The sequence below is a fragment of the Caulobacter sp. 602-2 genome (genome assembly GCF_011043625.1).
GTDB lineage: Bacteria > Pseudomonadota > Alphaproteobacteria > Caulobacterales > Caulobacteraceae > Caulobacter.
Genome location: NZ_JAAKGT010000001.1, coordinates 874,688 through 893,857, shown reverse-complemented (window position 1 = coordinate 893,857; position 19,170 = coordinate 874,688). Strand labels below are relative to the sequence as shown.

Annotated in this window: 14 protein-coding genes; 13 read left to right on the top strand and 1 reads right to left on the bottom strand. The window is 70.0% G+C overall.

Translation table 11 applies throughout. The annotated features are described in order from the left end of the window. Nucleotides 1-28 precede the first annotated feature (28 nt). From G5B46_RS04075 to G5B46_RS04045, 7 genes are all read left to right on the top strand, one after another. On the top strand, nt 29-2,644 hold the full coding sequence (locus G5B46_RS04075) for a TonB-dependent receptor (protein ID WP_165256274.1): 2,616 nt from the start codon (nt 29-31) through the stop codon (nt 2,642-2,644). Nucleotides 2,645-2,656: 12 nt separating this feature from the next. Continuing rightward, nucleotides 2,657-3,610 (top strand): ABC transporter substrate-binding protein, encoded by a 954-nt coding sequence (locus G5B46_RS04070; RefSeq protein ID WP_165256272.1) that lies wholly within the window; start codon nt 2,657-2,659, stop codon nt 3,608-3,610. After that, on the top strand, nt 3,607-5,202 hold the full coding sequence (locus tag G5B46_RS04065) for an FAD-binding protein (RefSeq protein ID WP_165256270.1): 1,596 nt from the start codon (nt 3,607-3,609) through the stop codon (nt 5,200-5,202). Before G5B46_RS04070 ends, G5B46_RS04065 begins: the two co-directional genes overlap by 4 nt. Then, the gene (locus G5B46_RS04060) at nt 5,199-5,585 is read left to right on the top strand and encodes a 4Fe-4S binding protein (RefSeq protein WP_165256268.1); all 387 of its coding nucleotides are present in this window, start codon (nt 5,199-5,201) and stop codon (nt 5,583-5,585) included. Before G5B46_RS04065 ends, G5B46_RS04060 begins: the two co-directional genes overlap by 4 nt. Beyond that, nucleotides 5,582-6,259, top strand: coding sequence for a peroxiredoxin-like family protein (locus tag G5B46_RS04055; RefSeq protein ID WP_165256266.1), 678 nt, complete (start codon nt 5,582-5,584; stop codon nt 6,257-6,259). Before G5B46_RS04060 ends, G5B46_RS04055 begins: the two co-directional genes overlap by 4 nt. Nucleotides 6,260-6,529: 270 nt before the next feature. Next, entirely contained in the window at nt 6,530-7,426 is an 897-nt protein-coding gene (locus G5B46_RS04050) for a TauD/TfdA family dioxygenase (protein WP_165256264.1), read from the top strand. An 86-nt stretch (nt 7,427-7,512) separates the two neighbouring features. Next, the gene (locus tag G5B46_RS04045; RefSeq protein ID WP_165256262.1) at nt 7,513-8,847 is read left to right on the top strand and encodes an LLM class flavin-dependent oxidoreductase; all 1,335 of its coding nucleotides are present in this window, start codon (nt 7,513-7,515) and stop codon (nt 8,845-8,847) included. A 1-nt stretch (nt 8,848) separates the two neighbouring features. On the opposite strand, the gene G5B46_RS04040 is transcribed toward G5B46_RS04045, so the two are convergent. Next, a complete protein-coding gene (locus G5B46_RS04040) occupies nt 8,849-9,448 on the bottom strand; it encodes a hypothetical protein (protein ID WP_165256260.1) in 600 nt (199 codons plus the stop codon). Nucleotides 9,449-9,760: 312 nt separating this feature from the next. On the opposite strand from G5B46_RS04040, the gene G5B46_RS04035 reads away from it, so the two are divergent. The 6 genes from G5B46_RS04035 to gspF all read left to right on the top strand — a co-directional run bounded on the left by G5B46_RS04035 (nt 9,761) and on the right by gspF (nt 19,158). Further along, on the top strand, nt 9,761-11,197 hold the full coding sequence (locus G5B46_RS04035; RefSeq protein ID WP_240903298.1) for a hypothetical protein: 1,437 nt from the start codon (nt 9,761-9,763) through the stop codon (nt 11,195-11,197). 66 nt (nt 11,198-11,263) lie between these two features. Continuing rightward, on the top strand, nt 11,264-13,927 hold the full coding sequence (locus tag G5B46_RS04030; protein ID WP_205691442.1) for a TonB-dependent receptor: 2,664 nt from the start codon (nt 11,264-11,266) through the stop codon (nt 13,925-13,927). Between the two features lie 93 nt (nt 13,928-14,020). Beyond that, nucleotides 14,021-14,470, top strand: a complete 450-nt coding sequence (locus G5B46_RS04025; RefSeq protein ID WP_165256256.1) for a type II secretion system protein N — start codon at nt 14,021-14,023, stop codon at nt 14,468-14,470. Next, a complete protein-coding gene (gene gspD / locus G5B46_RS04020) occupies nt 14,467-16,503 on the top strand; it encodes a type II secretion system secretin GspD (RefSeq protein WP_165256254.1) in 2,037 nt (678 codons plus the stop codon). The genes G5B46_RS04025 and gspD overlap by 4 nt, the downstream gene beginning before the upstream one ends. Then, a complete protein-coding gene (gspE, locus tag G5B46_RS04015; protein ID WP_165256252.1) occupies nt 16,500-17,960 on the top strand; it encodes a type II secretion system ATPase GspE in 1,461 nt (486 codons plus the stop codon). Before gspD ends, gspE begins: the two co-directional genes overlap by 4 nt. Further along, a complete protein-coding gene (gene gspF / locus G5B46_RS04010; protein ID WP_165256250.1) occupies nt 17,947-19,158 on the top strand; it encodes a type II secretion system inner membrane protein GspF in 1,212 nt (403 codons plus the stop codon). Before gspE ends, gspF begins: the two co-directional genes overlap by 14 nt. Nucleotides 19,159-19,170: the final 12 nt, after the last annotated feature.

The window sequence follows — 19,170 nt, the reverse complement described above, 5'->3', positions numbered from 1 at the left end:
CGACGCGCCCCGCGCGGGGGATAGACTTTTGACCTTTGTTTCCTCGTCCAAGACCCTGAAACGCTCGGCCTTCGCGGGCCTGCTGCTGGCCTGCGCCTCGGGCGCGGCCCTGGCCGCCGAGCCGATCCCGAGCGTCGAGGCGCCCGACGCGGCGGCCGACGCCCTGGACGGCGTCGTCGTCACCGGCGTGCGCGGCGTGCGCCGCACGGTGGCCGACAGCCCCGCGCCGATCGACGTCATCTCGTCCGAGCAACTGACCGCCACCGGCAAGACGGGCCTGAAAGAGGTGCTCAATACCCTGATCCCGTCCTTCAACCTGCCGGGCGTCAACGGCGGCGGCACCTCGTGGACGGTGCGGGCCATCACGCTGCGCGGCCTCAACGGCGACCAGGCCCTGTTCCTGGTCAACGGCAAGCGCCGCCACACCACCTCGCTGATCAACAACCTGGCCCGGGTGGGGCGCGGCGGCGTGCCGGTCGATCTGGACCTGATCCCGGCCAGCGCGATCGAGCGCATCGAGGTGCTGCGCGACGGCGCCTCGGCCCAGTACGGCTCGGACGCCATCGCCGGCGTCGTCAATATCATCCTCAAGAAGGACACGGGAGGCGGGGCGTTCTCCTACACCGGCGGCCAGAACTATCTGGGCGACGGCGACACCCGCGCCGCCAGCCTGAATTTCGGCCGCGCGCTGGGCGACGAGGGCGGCTTCCTGCAGGTGGCCATCAACTGGAAGAACAACGAGGCCGCCTCGCGCGCCGTGTCCTCCCGCGCCCAGTACCTTTACCAGCCGACCGTCACGACCGTCGGCGGCGCAACCACCGTGACGCCCGACCCGCGCGACGCCACCGCCGACCGCTACTTCTGGGGCGCCAGCTACGGTCCGGGTGAGGAAGACATCATCGCCACGGCCTACAACGCCGAGCTGCCCTGGCGCGACCTCGTCCTCTATTCCAGCGGCACGGTCAGCCACCGCTCGTCCAAGAAGGTCACCGGCAGCTTCCTGCCCAACCTGGCGCCGGTGACCGGCGTGACGGCGGGCCGTCCGCTGAACCGCAACTCGCTGCCCGAGGTCTATCCCAACGGCTTCAACGCTCTGCGCCGGATCTTCGAGCTCGACTGGCAGACCAGCCTGGGTGCGCGCGGCGAGAAGGCCGGCTGGGCCTGGGACGCCTCGACCACCTTCGCCCAGGACCACGCCCAACTGGACGGCCAGAACACGCTGAACGCCACGCTGGGCCCCGACAGCCCGACCTACTTCCACCTGTCGACCCACCAGTTCCAGCAATGGACCAACAACCTCGACGTCACCCGCTCGTTCGAGGGCGTGCTGCCCCGGCCGCTGCAGGTGTCGTGGGGGCTGGAGCACCGCTACGAGCGCTTCCTGATCGAGGCCGGCGATGAGGCCTCCTACATCGTCGGCGACTACGTGATCCCGGCCGGCCAGCCGTTCGCGGGCCTGCGGCCCAATCCGGGCCTGTCGTCCTATGCCGGCACCGCGCCCGAGGACGCCGGCTCGGCCACCCGCCATTCCTATGCGGCCTATCTCGATGTCGGGACCGATCTTACGGAGAATTGGTACGTCGGCGCCGCCGTCCGCCATGAGCGCTACACCGGCGACGTGGGCGAGACGACCAGCGGCAAGTTGACCACCCGCTGGGAGTTCCTGCCCGGCTACGCCCTGCGCGCCACGGTCAGCAACGGCTTCCGCGCCCCCTCGCTGGGCCAGACGGTGTTCGCCACCTCGACCATCTCCGGCAGCCTGTGCCCGGCCGCGCCCAACAACACCTTCCGCGGCGCTCCCTGCACGCCGGGCGAGTACCTGACCTTCCCGACCAAGGTGCTGCGCACCGACACCGCCGAGGCCAAGGCCCTGGGCGCCAGCCCGCTGAAGCCCGAGACCTCGACCAACTACAGCTTCGGGATCACCGCCGAGCCGCTGGCCAGGCTGCGCCTGACGCTGGACGCCTACCAGATCGACATCGACGACCGCATCGTCGACACCAGCAACCTCGACCTGTCGGTGACCCAGCTGCAATCGCAGCCGGCCCTGGTCGGCCTCCTGGCGCGCTTCCCGCAGGGGCTGACGGCGACCTACTACACCAACGCCGTCTCGACCCGGACGACGGGCGTCGACTTCGTGGCCGAGTACGGCTTCGACCTGGGTTTTGCCGGCCGCCTCAACCTCAACGCCGCCTACGCCTTCAACAAGACCAAGGTCCGCGACGTCGCGCAGACCCCGGCCATCCTCAAGGCGGTCAATCCGAACCTCGTCCTGTTCGACCGCCAGAAGATCTCCGACCTGACCGTCGGCACGCCGCGCGAGAAGGTGGTTCTGGGCGCGGTCTGGAGCCGTCAGACGCTCAGCGCTAGCCTGCGGACCACACGCTACGGCGAATACACCGAGGCCGGCACGTCGGTGAGCCTGGACCGCACCTACAGCCCCAAGTGGGTGGTCGATCTCGACATCGCCTGGGACGTCCGTCCCAGCACCAACATCGCGATCGGGGCCAATAACCTCTTCGACCAGTATCCCGACAAGATCGGCATCGTGAACGCCGACCAGGGCACGCTGCAGTACGGCCTGTTCTCGCCCTTCGGCATCACCGGCGGCTACTACTACGCCCGCCTGACCCAACGCTTTTAAGGGGAGGGCGGCATGGATCGACGCCAGCTCATCATCGGTTTCGGCGCGCTCGCGGGGCTTAGTGGAGGCTTGGCCGCCTGCGGCAAGGGCGAGGCCCAGGCTCCGCTCAAGGTCGGCAGCCAGCGCGGCGGCACCAAGGCGGTGCTGATCGCTTCGGGCGCGCTGGAAGGCGTTCCCTACCGGATCGAATGGAGCGAGTTCCCCGCCGCCCAACCCCTGCTCGAGGCGCTGGGCGCGGGGGCGGTCGACCTGGGCGAGGCCGGCGACGCGCCGTTCCTGTTCGCCTATGCCGGCGGCGCGAAGATCAAGGCCGTGCAGGCCGGCCGCAGCGGCGGTCGCTCCACTGCGATCCTGGTGCCCAGGGACTCGCCGATCCGCGACGCGGCCGGCCTGCGGGGCAAGAAGATCGCCACGGGGCGCGGCTCGATCGGCCACTACCTGCTGCTGCGGGTGATCGAGAAGGCGGGCCTGTCGCCGACCGATGTCGAGGTCGTGTTCCTCAGCCCCGGCGACGCCAAGGCCGCGTTCACGGCCGGCTCCATCGACGCCTGGGTGACCTGGGGCTCGTACGTGGCGCTGGCCCGGCTGCACGACAGCGCCCGGGTGCTGGCCGACGGCGAGGGCGTGCTCAGCGGCAACGGCTACGAGGCCGCCAGCGTCAAGGCGATCCTGACCAAGCGACCCCAGATCGACGACTTCCTGCGCCGCCTGGCCAAGGCCCGCCGCTGGGCCGCCCAGAACCCCGACGCCTTCGCCGCCGTGCTGTCCAAGGAGACGGGCCTGTCGCTCGACATCGCCCGCTGGACCGTCGGCAACTACAAGGCCGTGCCCGTGCCCATCGACGAGACCTCGGTGGCCGAGGCGCGCTCGGTGCTCGACCATTTCCGCGCGGCCGGGGCGATCAAGTCCGACCTCGATCCGGCCGGCGCCTTCGACGCCTCGTTCAACGCGGCGATCGCCGGATGAGCGCCGACTTCGATACGCCCCATTGGGACACAGACGTCCTCGTCATCGGCGGCGGGCTGGCCGGAACCTGGGCCGCCATCGCCGCGGCGCGGGAAGGCGCGCGGGTGATCCTGGCCGACAAGGGATATTGCGGAACCAGCGGGGTCACCGCCACAGCCGGTCCGGGCCACTGGTGGGTTGCGCCCGAGCATCGCGAGGCGGCCGTCGCCGATCGCCAGAAGCGCTCTCTGGGTCTGGGCGATCCCGACTGGATGGCGCGGATCCTCGACCTCACCTGGACCAGCCTGCCGCAGCTGGCCCGCCACTACGCCTTCTCGACCGACGAGCAGGGGCGCGTCCAATATCGCGGCCTGCGCGGTCCCGAATACATGCGGGCCATGCGCGCCTTCGCCCTGGAGGCCGGCGCGACCATTCTCGACCACCATCCGGCGCTGGAGCTGCTGACCGACGCCGACGGCGTCGTCACCGGCGCGGCGGGGGTGGCGCTGCGCGGCGAACGGCCCTGGACGATCCGGGCCGGAGCGGTGGTGCTGGCCACCGGCGGCTGCGCCTTCGCCTCGCGCCTGCTGGGAGCGGCGACCAACACCGGCGACGGCCTGCTGATGGGCGCCGAGGCCGGAGCCGATCTGTCGGGCATGGAGTTCACCAACTACTACACGCCCATGCAGGCCGGCACGAACATGGCCCGCTCGATGAGCTTCGCCTTCGCCCGCTGGTTCGACGAGGCCGATGACGAGCTCGACATCCCGGCCGGGCCCGACGTCAGCCCGCATCTGGCCCGCGCCCTACTGAAGGGGCGGCTCTACTGCCGGCTCGACCGCATCCCGCAGGACATCCGCGAGGTGATGCCGCAGGTCCAGCCCAACTTCGTCCGGCCCTTCGCCCGCATGGGCGTCGACGCCTATGCCGAGCGGTTCGAGGTCACGCTGGTCTCGGAGGGCACGGTGCGCGGCATAGGCGGGCTGCGGGTGACCGATACGCTTTGCCAGACCGCCGCGCCGGGCCTGTTCGCGGCCGGCGACGCGGCCAGCCGCGAGCTGGTCACCGGCGCGATCTCGGGCGGCGGGGCGGTGAACTCGTCCTGGGCGCTGTCGTCGGGCCAGTGGGCCGGGCAGGGTGCGGCCGCTTTCGCCCGCGGCCGTGCCGCCAAGGCCGGCGAGCGCCTGCGCCACATCGGCCAGGCCGGGCTGCGGCCGACCAGCCGCTCGGCCGGCGTCGACCTTCTCGCCGCGGTCCAGGTCGTCCGCCACGAGATGGGCGCCTACGACCGCAACATCTTCCGCACCGGCGCCGGCCTCGAGGCCTCGGGCGAAAGGCTCGACGACGCCTGGCGCGAGATCGCCGCCCACGCCGGCGGCTGGGGCAGGGGGCTGCTCAGGGCCCGCGAGGCCGCCGCCCTGGTCGCCGCCGCCCGCTGGAGCAAGGCCAGCGCCCTGCAGCGCCGCGAGAGCCGGGGCATGCACCGCCGCGAGGACGCATCCGGGCTCGACCCGAGGCTGGCCTCGCGCCAGCGCTCGCATGGCCTGGACCGCGTCGTCACCCGCTTCGAGGCGATCAGCCTTGAGAACGCCAGCCTGGAGGCCGTCGCATGATCGAGGTCGTGATCGACGACCGCTGCGGCGGCTGCGGCGCCTGTGTGGACGTCTGTCCCAGCGACGTGCTGGCGCGCGGGCCTGGCGGCAAGGCGGTGATCGCCCGCCAGGCCGACTGCCAGACCTGTTACCTCTGCGAGCTCTACTGCCCGGAAGACGCCTTGTTCGTCTGGCCGGAGACCGACCGTGTCGCCGGCGTCACCGCGCAGCAGGCCCTCGCCACCGGCGACGTCGGCGGTTTCCGGCGCGACAGCGGCTGGGACGAGCACGCGGCTACCCACACCAACCAGCACTGGCGCATGGGGGCGATCTTCGAGCGCGCCCGCCTGATGGCGATCGACGCCGCCGACACCGCTCGAACCGAGGACGGGAGGACTTCATGAGCCATCAGACCCTGCGCGAGCGCCTGGCCGCGCTGCATGCCGAACGTGTCCGCACCTGGGACCCGGCGGCGCTGAAGATCAACATCGACCAGCGCGCCCGCCTGGTCGAGGCGGCCGATCCCGACGAATGGGTCAAGGTCGGCGACAAGGCCGAGCCGTTCGTGCTGAAGGACGTCGAGGGCGGCGACCTGACCCTGGAAGGCCTTACCGCCAAGGGGCCGGCGGTGCTGGTCTTCTTCCGCTTCGCCGGCTGTCCCGCCTGCAACATCGCCTTGCCCTATTACGAGGAGCGCCTGGCCCCGGCCCTGAAGGCGATCGGCGCGACCCTGGTCGCCGTCAGCCCGCAGGTTCCCGAGCGCCTGGGCGAGATCCGTGCGCGGCATGGGCTCAGCTACAAGGTCGCCGCCGACCTCGGCAACGCGCTCGGGCGCCGGTTCGGGGTGCTCTACACCGCCGACCAGGCCAGCCAGGACGCCCAGCGCGCCAAGGGCGGCTTCATCGGCGACGTCACCGGCACGGGCACGTGGGACCTGCCGCAGCCGGCCGTGGTGGTGATCGACCGCCAGGGCGTTGTCCGCTTCGCCGACGTCAGTCCCGACTGGCTGGTCCGCACCGAAGCCGACCCCATCATCGCCGCCGTCCGCGCCCTGACCCCTGCGCCGGCTGCGGTGTGACGGTAATGATCCTCCCCCCGTGGGGGAGGTTCGCCGATCAAGACCCTCCCCCTGAAGGGGGAGGTGGCCCGGAAGGGCCGGAGGGGGAAGTTCCTGGTGACTTCGACGCAGCCGCCGCCTTCACGATCACGTCCCCCTCAGTCGGCTTCGCCGACAGCTCCCCCTTCAGGGGGAGCGTCCTGATCCCACCGCACTTGAGCCCATCCAATTCCCATGCCTACAGTAGGATAACGTCGTTCTCGAAAGCGGCGATGTCCTTGGGAGGACGCCATGAACGCCTTGACCCCGATCTCAGCGGGCGACGCGCGCGACTACGCCGGCCTGACGGTCACGCCCGCAGGGCCGGTGCTAGGCGCCGAGATCTCGGGGCTCGACCTGACCAAGCCCCTGGAGCCCGAGATCGTCGCGGCTGTCCGCGCGGCCCTGCTGCGCCACAAGGTGGTGTTCTTCCGCGATCAGGACATCAGCCACGAGGACCACGTCCGCTTCGGCCGCTACTTCGGCGACCTGGAAGGCCATCCCGTCACCGCCCACGTGCCGGGCTTTCCGGAGATCCTGCACATCGAGGCTGCCGACGGCATGAAGCTGCGCGAGGCCATCGTCCCGATCGTGCGGGCGGCCAACAAGTGGCACACCGACGTCACCTTCCGCCCCGCGCCGTCGATGGGCGGGGTCCTGCGCGCCCGCACCCTGCCGCCGTCGGGCGGCGACACCCTGTTCGCCGACACCGCCGCCATCTATGCCGACCTGCCGCAGCCGCTGAAAGACAAGCTGGCGGGCCTCCAGGCCGAACACGACATCCTGCAGAGCTACGGCTACCGCATCGACGAGGCCAAGCGCCAGGAGCTGCGCGCGGCCTATCCGCCCCAGGCCCATCCGGTGGTGCGCACCCATCCCGAGACCGGCCAGCCGCACCTCTTCGTCAACAAGGTCTTCACGACGCGGATCCTGGGCCTGCCCGACGACGAGGCCGCGGGTCTGTTGGCCGAGCTGCTCGACCGCGTGAAGGCGCCCGAGTACCAAGTCCGTTTCCGCTGGAGCCCGAACGCCATCGTCTTCTGGGACAACCGCGCCACCCAGCACTACGCCGTGCTCGACTACTGGCCGGTGGAGCGCGTGGTCGAGCGGGTGACGATCAAGGGCGATGTTCCATATTTCCAAGCCTGATCAGGGGCTTGAGACCATCTCGTTGGATCGCGGGGGAGGGGCTTCGTAAGCAGTTCCCGTCACTTTCAGCCAACGGAACGGCCCCGATGTCCAAGCCCCGTCAACTCAAGCTCGGCTTCATCCTGCACGGGGTCGGCCCCGGCTGGGGCGACTGGCGCCATCGCGACGCCCATCCCGGCGCCAGCACCGATTTTGCGTTCTACAAGCGCCAGGCCCAGGTCGCCGAGGCCGGCAAGTTCGACTTCCTGTTCGTCGCCGACAGCGTCTACATCACCGAGAAGTCGAGCCCCCACTACCTCAACCGCTTCGAGCCGCTGACCATCCTGTCGGCCCTGGCCGGCGCGACCAGCAACATCGGCCTCGTGGGCACCCTGACGGTCAGCTACAGCGAGCCGTTCAACGTCGCCCGTCAGTTCTCGTCGCTCGACCATATCAGCGGGGGCCGCGCCGGCTGGAACGTCGTCACCTCCTGGCTGGAAGGCAGCGCCGCCAACTACAGCCGCGACAAGCACTACGCCCACGACGTCCGCTACCGGCTGGCCGGCGAATATCTCGACGTCGTCCAGGGCCTCTGGGACAGCTGGGAGGACGACGCCCTGACCTTCGACAAGGCCGGCGGCCAGTTCTTCGATCCGGCCAAACTTCATACGCTGGACCACAAGGGCGAGTTCTTCCAGGTGAAGGAGCCGCTGAACATCAGCCGCTCGCCTCAGGGCCAGCCGGTGATCTTCCAGGCCGGCGCGTCGGAAGACGGCAAGGCCTTCGCCGCCAGCCGCGCCGACGCCATCTTCGTCTCGCACGAGGACGTCGACGCGGCCCAGGCCTACTACAAGGACATCAAGGCCCGCGCCGCCGGCTACGGCCGCGATCCCGAACAACTGCACGTGCTGCCCGCCGCCCGTCCGGTGGTCGGCAGGACCGCGCAGGAGGCCGAGGCGCTCTACAAGGAGCTGACCGAGCTCGTCTCGCTCGACAACGCGCTGTCGATGCTGGCCCGGCCGTTCAACGAGTACGACTTCAGCCGGCACGATCCGGACGGTCCGTTCCCGCTGGAGGCGGCCGCGTTCGGCGCCAATTCGAACCAGAGCGCGGTCAATCGCATCGTCGCCGCCGTGAAGGCCGAAAACCTGACCCTGCGCGAGACGGCCCTGCGCTTCGCAACCCCGCGCGGGCATTTCGTCGGCGCGCCCGAAGCGGTGGCCGACAGCCTGCAGGCCTGGTTCGAGGGGCGCGCCGCCGACGGCTTCGTGCTGTTCGAGAGCCTGCCGGGCCAGCTGGAGGCGTTCGTCGAACTGGTCGTGCCGATCCTGCAGGGCAGGGGACTGTTCCGCACTGGCTACGAGGGGGCGACCTTCCGCGAGAGCCTGGGTCTCGACGTCCCGGTCAACCGTTACGCGGGCGCTCTTGCGGCGGCCGAATAGCCTAGAGCGACGCCTCCGCCGCCGATGCGGCGGGGGCTCCGCGCCGATCCTCCGCGAGGCGGGCCTCGACGGGCTTGCCGCCCCAGTAATGGTCGTTGCCCCGGAAGGCGCCTTCGATGGCGCGCAGGCCGCGCTCCACCTGCATGGACAGGTGGCTGATCAGGCCACTGTGCTTCTCGACGACCGCCAGGTCGCGCGGGGCCCGCTGCATGGCGCTGGCGTAGCGATGCAGGCTCGATTTCATCTCGCGCATCTCGCGGGCGATCCGCGCGATGCGGTCGCGATCCACCTGGCCGAAGTGGCGGGTGCCGTGCAGCCGGTTGCGGGCGCAGGCCGCCAGCCATTGGCCGCGGGTCATGCCGGTGACCTGGCATTCCTCGTCCAGCCGGATCCGGTCGTCCCGGGTCAGCAGCACGGCCACCGAACTCGTCTGGGCCTGGCTGACGGGCTCGGGCGCGGGGCGGTGCGGCGGGCTGGGTCCGTCAGAAAGGCATTGCGAGACGAGGGCGCGCAGCGCCGCCGAACGCCCGCCGCGCGCCGCGGCGTAGGCGTCGAATTGTTCGGCGAGTTCGTCTGGCAACTGGAAGCCGAAATGCGTCATCGGTCTGCCGCTTCAAGGTCAGGCGTCGCGATAATTTCCGCTTCGCGCAGATGTCCGAAGAAGAGCGCATGTATCGCTCTATTTTAGACATACGACCACTTTTTCGAATTTGATCATTACGGCTTTGTATCAAATTATTGCTCAGAAAATGTGTCACAAAACTTTGGGCTAACTGTCTTCGCGGCTCTGTAGCCCGCCGATCCAGGGCGGGAAGGGCGAGGCTTTTCCATTGGTGGGGACCGGGGGTCTTCGCCGCCCTGTTTGCGGCTGCGCCAATGGAGAACCGTCATGAACCGCGTTGGAAACGTTAGCTTGATCGCGCTTGCGCTGAGCGCCTCCCTGGCGCTTGCGGGCTGCGGCGGCGCCGACGGCGTCGCCTCGCCGGGCGAGGGCGGCTTCGGCAACGGCGGCGGCACAAACCCGACCAATCCGACCACGCCGCCTCCGGGCACGCCGGCCGCCGACTGCCCGACCGGCTTCGCCAATGTCGGCACCGTCGCCAACGGCACGCTGCGCAACTGCCAGCTGCCGCAGCTGATCACCGGCGCCCTCGTGGTGCCGCTGCGCGCCGGCACCGTCTATTCGGTCAGCGGCCGCGTCGACGTCGGCCAGGACCAGGGCGGCGACCCGAACGCGCCGATCGCCGGCCGCACCAAGGGCGTGCTGACCGTCGAAGCCGGCGTGAAGGTCTTCGGCTCGGCCGGTCTCGACTACATCGTCGTCAACCGCGGCTCGCAGATCTTCGCCGAAGGCACGGCCACCAACCCGATCGTCTTCACCAGCAAGCAGAGCATCGAAGGCCAGACGGGCGTCGACTCGATCGGCCAGTGGGGCGGTCTGGTGATCCTCGGCCGCGCGCCGATCAGCAACTGCTCGGGCGCCGGCGCCACGCCGGGCACGGCCGGCTGCGAGGCCCAGGTCGAAGGCACCAACGCCTTCTACGGCGGCAGCGGCCTGCAGGATAACAGCGGCGTCATGCGCTACCTGCGCGTCCAGCACTCGGGCTTCGTCATCGTCGCCAACAACGAGCTGAACGGCATCACCCTGGCCGGCGTCGGCTCGGGCACCACCTTCGACCACATCCAGGTCCACAACAGCAGCGACGACGGCATCGAGTTCTTCGGCGGCAACGTCAACGGCAAGTACCTGGTCCTGACCGGCAACGACGACGACAGCATCGACACCGACACGGGCTACAACGGCGCCCTGCAGTTCGGCATCATCGTCCAGCGCGCCAACGGCGGTAACCGCGCCTTCGAGACCAGCAGCGCCGGCACCGCCCCGCGCTCGAACCCCAAGTTCGCCAACTGGACCGTCATCGGTCGCGGCGGCTCGGGCAACGACCTGCTGGTGGCCAACACCTCGACCAACAACGTCTGGGTCAATTCGGTCGTGCAGATGACCGCCAGCACCGCCGGCTGCGTCGACATCGACGACGCCACCACCCAGGTCGCCTTCCACTCGGTGGCCCTGGCCTGCGCCACGCCGTTCACCAACGACACCAATGTCGACGCCACGGCGGTCGCGGCGATGTTCAACGCCGGCTCCAACAACACGTCGAGCCACACCTCGACGCTGACGGGCACGTTCATCAACGGCGCCAACGAAGCGGCCCGCACGCCCTACGCCAACATCACCAGCCTCAGCAGCTTCCTGGTGAACCCCGGCTACATCGGGGCGGTCAAGGACGGCAACGACACCTGGTGGCAGGGCTGGACCTGCGGCCTGACCAGCGGCTCGACCTGCTGATCCGGTTGGGGGCGGCCGTGCGCCGCCCCCGCTTCCCGACGCCCGACAAACACCAAGGTTTCCGTGATGAACATGCTGTTCCGGCCCCTGAGCGGCCTCCTGCTCGCGACGTCGGCGCTGGTCGCGCCGCAGATCGCCATGGCGCAGACGCCTTCCGCCGCCCAGCCGCAGCCGGGCGCAGCTGAAACCCCCGCGCCGCGCCAGTACGCGGCGCTGGAGCCCGAGGACATCCCCAACGCGGTCGAGGAAGTCCTCGTCCTTGGCCGCAACATTCCCGAGCCGATGCGCACGACCTCCGAGGTCGCCAGCTTCCTGACCCAGGAAGACCTCAAGCGCGCCGGCGACGGCACCGCCGCCGAGGCCCTGACCCGGGTCAGCGGCCTCAGCCTGGTCTCCGGTCGTTTCGTCTATGTGCGCGGCCTTGGCGAGCGCTACTCGTCGGCCCTGCTGAACGGCTCGCCTCTGCCCAGCCCCGAGCCGCTGCAGCGCGTCGTGCCGCTCGACCTCTTCCCGTCCAGCATCCTGGCCGGCGCCACGGTGCAAAAGAGCTTCTCGCCCAACTATCCGGGCGAGTTCGGCGGCGGCGTCATCGACCTGCAGACCGTGGCGGTTCCCGACGAGCCGTTCTTCGAGGTCGAGCTCGGCACGGGCGGCAACACCGAGACCACGCTGAACAAGGGCCTGACCTACTACGGTTCGGACACCGACTTCCTCGGCTATGACGACGGCACGCGGAAGATGCCGCGCGACCTGCGCAACGCGCTGGCCACCAAGAAGCGGATCAACCCGGCCAACTTCACCAACGCCGAGCTGGTGCGCATCGGCTCGAGCCTGGTCAACGCGCCGCTGAACCTCATCCAGGTCAAGAACCAGATCCCGGCCAACTTCTCGGCCGACGTCAGCGCCGGCCGCTCGTTCGAGCTGGCCTCGGGCGCGCGCCTGGGCGTGGTCGCCATCGCCGGCTTCGAGAACAGCTGGCGCTCGCGCGAAGGCGTGCAGCAGCAGGGTCTCGAGCAGAACGGCGTGCTGGAGCCCCGCACCAGCTACGACTTCCGCAACACCAGCAACAACGTCACGGTCAACGGCCTGCTGGGCCTGGGCCTGGAGTGGGGCGACCACCAGGTGCGCTGGACGAACCTCTACGTCCACAACACCACCAAGTCGGCCCGCCAGCGCGCCGGCGAGGACTACGCCGCCGGCCAGGAAGTGCTCGACTCCTACACCGAGTGGTTCGAGCGCGACCTCTACGACACCCAGCTGTCGGGCAAGCACGAGTTCGGCGCGTGGAATTTCGACTGGCGCGGCTCCTACGCCAAGTCCGAGCGCGACGCGCCGTACGAGAAGTTCATCCGCTACCGCCTGGAGAACGGGGTCTACTACCACTCCGCCTCGCAGGAGCAGAACTCGACGAGTTTCAGCACGCTCGACGACACCATGGCCAGCGCCGGCTTCGACCTGGCCTACACCCTGCCGCTCAGCAGCGGTCGCGACGCCAAGTTCAGCGGCGGCTACGCCTATCTGGACAACGAGCGCGACGCCGAACGCCGCGATTTCCGCTACCAGGGCGGCGCCATTCCGCTGGCCATCCAGCGCGAGCGGGTCGACTTCCTGCTGTCGGACTACAACCTGGCCCAGGGCTACCTGACCTTCACCGAGATCACCGGCGGCGACGGCGCGGCCGCCTATGAGGCGGGCCTCAAGGTCCACGCCGGCTACCTCCAGGTCGACGCGGAGTTCCTGCCGCGCCTGCGTACCTCCTTCGGCCTGCGGGTCGAGGACGCTGAGCAGACCGTGCAGGTCGTCGACCTGTTCGGCGGCCCGGCCGCCACGCCGACCGCGCTGGAGGAGACCTACGTCCTGCCGGCCGCGACCCTGACCTACAACTTCGCCGAGGACATGCAGCTGCGGCTGGGCGCCTCGAAGACCATCGCCCGTCCCCAGTTCCGCGAGCTGGCGCCGCAGCAGTACTTCGATCCGGACAGCGACCGCCTGTTCATCGGCAATCCGTACCTGACGGACACCGAGCTCCTGAACCTCGACGCCCGCGTCGAGTGGTACTTCGCCGCCAACCAGTACCTGTCGGGCGGCCTGTTCTACAAGGATCTGGATCGTCCGGTGGAGTCGGTGGTCAGCGAGCAGGGCTCGACGATCGTCCAGACCTACGTCAACGCGCCGAAGGCCTCGCTCTATGGCTTCGAACTGGACTTCAAGAAGCTGTTCGACAGCCCGTTCGAAGGGGCCTTCTTCGGCGGCAAGCGCTGGCTGGTCGGCGCCAACTATACCTTCTCGGACTCGCAGGTGAAGGTGGGCGAGGACGACGTCGTCTACCCGCTGGCCGGGGCCGGCGCGCCGCGCCGGGCGCTCGACTACGTCAAGGACGGCAGCCAGCTGCAGGGCCTTTCCAAGCACCTGGCCAACATCCAGTTCGGCTGGGAGGACGAGGAGAACCGCTCCCAGGCGACGATCCTGGCAACCTACGTCAGCAAGCGGATCTCGGCTCGCGGTCGCCCCGACCAGCCCGACCTGGTGCAGGAGCCCGGCGTGACGGTCGACTTCACCTACCGCAAGGCCTTCGACGTCCGGGATCGCGAGCTGGAGTTCACCTTCAAGGCCCGCAACCTGCTCGGCGAGGACTTCGAGGAATACCAGGTGCTGGGCGGCGGCCGGGTGGACGCCAACACCTACGACCTGGGCCAGACCTTCTCGGTCTCGCTCTCCACGCGGTTCTAGGTCTCGCCAGGACCGACCGCGACCGATCGACGGCGCTCCTCGCCCTGGCGGGCGGGGAGCGCTCGTCGCCGTTGAACGACCAAGCCGATCCCCATGCTCGCCAAGCTGACCGAAACATTCAGGACCCACGCAGGACGAGCGTTCGTCGCGCTCGAACTCGTGGTGCTGCTCGTCCTGGCGCTGCAGATCGCGCGGCTGGTCTGGATCTTCGCTGCGCCGCCCCCGCCGTTGGCGCTCAAGGCCGCGCCGATCCAGAAAGCGGCCGATCCCGGCATCCTCGCCACCTTCGACGCCTTCGGTTCGGCCGGGGCGTCTTCGCGCGTCGGCGGCGCGGCCGGCGTCGAGGGTTTCCGACTGTTCGGCGTGCGCCAGACCGACGGCGGCGGCTCGGCGATCATCGCCGGCCCCGACGGGGTCCAGAAGTCCTACGCCGTGGGCGAGAGCATCGCCGACGGCGTCACCCTCGCGTCCGTCGCCGCCGACCATGTCGAACTCTCGCGGGCCGGCGCCCGCATGACCCTCTCGTTTCCGGAACGTCCATGACCAAGGCTCCCACGCTGCGCATCCTCGCCGCGGCCGCCGCGATCGCGCTGGCCCTGCCGTCGGCCGCGCCCGCGCTCGCCCAGACCCAGGTGCTGAACGTCCAGGACGCCGACATACGCGCCTTCATTCAGGACGTGGCCAAGACCACCAACACCACCTTCGTCATCGATCCGCGGGTGAAGGGCACGGTGTCGGTCACCAGCAACGGTCCGCTGGACCGCCGTGAACTGTTCGAACTTTTCCTGGCCACGCTGCGGGCCAACAACCTCGTGGCCACCCCGGCGGGCGGCGGCGTCTACCGCATCGAGCCGTCCGAGAACGCCGCCCGCCAGCCCGGCGCGGCCGGCGGCCAGTTCTCCACCGAGGTCTTCCGCCTGCGCACGCTGGATGCGGCGACGGCGGCCGACATGCTCAAGCCCCTGGTCGGTCCCCAGGGGCAGGTCGTGGCCAACGCGCGGGGCGGTGCGGTGGTCGTGGCCGACTACGCCGACAACGTCCGCCGCATCCGGGCCTTGCTGGCCCAGGTCGACCAGGACCGCGCCGCCGTCCATACCGTGACCCTGACCAACAGCTCGGCGCGCGAGATCGCCCAGGTCGTGAACGACCTGATCGCCGGGCCCGGCGCCGACGGCAAGGCGGGCAGGGGCGCGGTCACGGTCGTCGCGGTCGAGAGCAGCAACTCGGTGCTGCTGCGCGGCGACCCCGACGCGGTCCAGAAGCTGCTGCCGCTGATCGCCGACCTCGACCGCCGGGCGGAGTCGAGCGACGACGTGCGGGTCGTCTTCCTGCGCCACGCCAACGCCGAGCAGATGTTGCCGGTGCTGCAGCAACTGGTCGGCCAGGCGCCGTCGAGCGCTGCGACCGGCGAGGGCCGCTCGGCCGGCGGCGCGGCGGGATCTGTCAATGCGACCCCCACGGCTGTCTCCGCCCCGACGGCGACCCCTGGAAGCGCCCGCGCCAGCGTCGCCCGTTACCCCGGGGCCAACGCCCTGATCATCAACGCGCCGCCCGAACTGCAACGCACCCTTTCGGAGGTGATCCGCCAGCTGGACGTGCGCCGCGAGCAGGTGCTGGTCGAGGCCATCGTGGTCGAGGTTTCCGACGACGCCGCCAAGCAGCTGGGGGTGCAGCTGCTGCTCGGCGGCACGAACGGAACCATCCCGTTCATGGCCACCAACTACACCAACGCCTCGCCCAGCCTGCTGCCGCTGGCCGGTGCGATCGCGGCAGGCGATCCCAAGGACGGCGACTCCGAGGCCGTGACCTCGATGCGCCAGGCCGCGATCAACTCGCTGCTCAACGCCTCGGGCGTTACCGGCGGCGTCGCTGGCCGCAGCGGCGACGTGCTGTTCGGCGCGATCATCAATGCGGTCAAGAAGGACAGCGGCTCCAACCTCCTGTCGACGCCGTCGATCATGACGCTCGACAACGAGGAGGCCCGCATCCTGGTGGGCCAGGAAGTGCCGATCACCACCGGCGAGGTGCTGGGCGACGCCAATTCCAACCCGTTCCGCACCATCCAGCGCCAGAACGTCGGCGTGCAGCTGGAGGTCAAGCCGCAGATCAACGCTGGCGGCGGGATCACCCTGTTCCTGCGCCAGGAAGTCTCGGCGGTCGCCGGCCCGGTCAGCGTCGGCTCCAGCGAGCTGATCATCAACAAGCGCGAGATCGAGACGACGGCCCTCGTGGACGACGGCGACATTGTCGTGTTGGGCGGCCTGCTGGACCAGACCGAGACCTCGTCGGTGCAGAAGGTGCCTGGCCTTGGCAACCTGCCGGGGATCGGCGGCCTGTTCCGCAGCAGCGCCCGCGAGCGCGGCAAGACCAACCTGATGGTCTTTATCCGTCCCCGGATCATCAGGACGGTGGACGACGCCCGCGCCGTCACCACCCCGCGCCTCGACCGCATGCGCCGCGAGAGCGCCCTGACCACGCCGGAAGGCGACAGCTCGCTGGACGCTGTGCTCCGCGACTTCCAGCGCACGTCTCCCGCGGCCCTGCCGCCGCCGCCGGCCCCGGCGCAGCCGCAATGACGGCGTTCGACTACGCCTTCGCCAAGCGCCACGGCCTGGTCCTGCTGTCGCTGGACGGCGAGGCGACCATCGGCCTGCGCGAGGGCTTCGACCCTCTGGCCCTGATCGAGGCGCGGCGCGCGCTGGGCGTGCCGCTGAAGCTCCAGCCGCTGGCCACTGCGGCCTTCGATCGCAAGTTCTCCGAGGTCTATGCGGGCGCGGGGCTCGCCTCGGCTTCCGGCGACGACCTCGACGGCTCACTGGGCCACCTGCTGGAGGACATGCCCACGGCCGCCGACCTGCTCGACCCGCAGGACGACGCCCCGGTGATCCGCCTGATCAACGGCCTGATCGCCGAGGCCGTGCGCTCGGGCGCGTCCGACATCCACGTCGAGCCCTACGAGCAGGCCCTGGTCGTGCGCCTGCGGGTCGACGGCGTGCTGCGCGAGATCCTCAGCCTGTCGCCGCGCATCGCCGCCATGCTGGTCTCGCGCGTCAAGGTAATGGCCAAGCTCGACATCGCCGAGAAGCGCATCCCGCAGGATGGCCGCATCTCGTTGGCGCTGGGAGGCAAGAGCCTGGACGTCCGCGTCTCGACACTGCCGGCCCGCATGGGCGAGCGGGTGGTGATGCGGATCCTCGACAAGGAGCAGGCGGGCCTGGGCCTGTCGGATCTCGGCATGTCGCCGCGCATGCTGGCCGCCCTGGAGCAGGCCCTGCGCGAACCCAACGGCATCGTGCTGGTCACGGGTCCCACCGGTTCGGGCAAGACCACGACGCTGTACGCCGGCCTTGGCCTCCTGAACGACAAGAGCCGCAACATCCTGACCATCGAGGATCCGGTGGAGTACGCCGTCCACGGCGTCGGCCAGACCCAGGTCAACACCAAGGTCGGGATGACCTTCGCCGCGGGCCTGCGCGCCATCCTGCGCCAGGACCCGGACGTCGTCATGGTCGGCGAAATCCGCGACGCCGAGACCGCCCAGATCGCCGTCCAGGCCAGCCTGACCGGGCATCTGGTGCTGTCGACCGTGCACACCAACGACGCCGCCGGCGCCGTGGTCCGCCTGCGCGACATGGGCGTGGAGCCGTTCCTGTTGGCCTCGACCATGCGGCTGATCATCGCCCAGCGCCTGGTGCGCAGGCTCTGTCGCGTCTGCTCGGTCGAGGAGCCCGCCGACACAGCCGCCGCCGGGCTGGTCGACGTTCCCGTCGGAACGCCCTTGAGGCGTCCGGTCGGCTGCGCCGAATGCGGCCACACCGGCTTCCAGGGGCGCATCGGCGTCTATGAAGCCCTGCGCGTCGACGATGCGGTGCGCCGCCTGATCGGACAGAACGCTTCCGAGGACCAGATCGCCGAAGTCGGGGTCGAGGTCGGGCTGAGGGACGAGGCCCGGCGCTACGTGCTCGAGGGGCTGACCACGGTCGAGGAGGCGCTGCGCATCACCGGGGCGGGGGCGCGCGATGGCGAGCTTTGACTATGTCGCCCTCGACCTCGCCGGCGCGACGCGCTCGGGGCGGATCAAGGCCCGAGACGAAGACGACGCCCGCGGCCAGCTGGAACGCCGCCGCCTGGCGCCGCTGAAGGTGCAGGCCCATGCGCCCGTCGCGCCCAAGGGCGGGCAGGGGATGTTCGGCGATCGACTGGGCGGGCGCGACCGGTCGCTGTTCACCCGCCAGCTTGCCACGCTGGTCGCCGTCTCGACCCTGGAGGAGGCCCTGCGCACCATCGCGCTACAGGCCGATCGGCCCAAGCTCAAGCGGGTGGTCGAGCAGGTGCACGCCGCGGTGCTGGAGGGCTATCGCCTGTCGGACGCCCTGGCCCGGCCGACCGGGGCCTTTCCGCCGCTCTATCGGGCCATGGTCGCCGCCGGCGAGGCCTCGGGCGCGCTGCCGACCATCCTGGAGCGGCTGGCCGATCTCCTGGACCAGCAGCAGAAGGTCGCCGCCAAGATCACCGCGGCCCTGGTCTATCCGGCCGTGCTGGCCCTGGTGGCCTGCCTGGTCGTCACCGTGCTGATGGTCTTCGTCATCCCAAAGGTCGTCGAGCAGTTCGACAGCATGGGCCAGACCCTGCCGCTGCTGACCCGCATCGTCATCGGCCTGTCGGGCTTTCTGCAGAACTTCGGCTGGCTGGTCGCCCTGATCGTCGCCGGCCTGGCCGTCGCCTACTGGCGGGCGCTGCGCAACCCGGCCTTCAAGCTGCGCGCCGACAGCTTCTTTCTGAGCCTGCCGTTCATCGGCCAGCTGATCCGCAACGTCCACGCCGCGCGATTGGCGCGCACGCTGGCGACCATGATCGCCAGCGGCCTGCCGATGCTGGAGGGCCTGATCCTCACGGCCGGCACCGTGCGCAACGCCGCCCTGCGCGGCGGCATGGACGCCATGATCGCCGGCATCCGCGAGGGCGGTTCGCTGTCGACCGCCATGCGCCGCACCGGCGTCTTCCCGCCGGTGCTCGTCTACATGACCGCCAGCGGCGAGAGCAGCGGCCGCGTCGACGCCATGCTGACCCGCGCCGCCGAGTATCTCGAGCGCGAGTTCGAGACCTTCACCGCCACCCTCCTGAGCCTGCTGGAGCCGGCGATCATCGTCGTGCTCGGCGGGGTGGTGGCGACCATCGTCCTCTCGATCCTGCTGCCCATCCTGCAGATCAACACCCTGGCCATAAACTAGGAGGCCAAGACC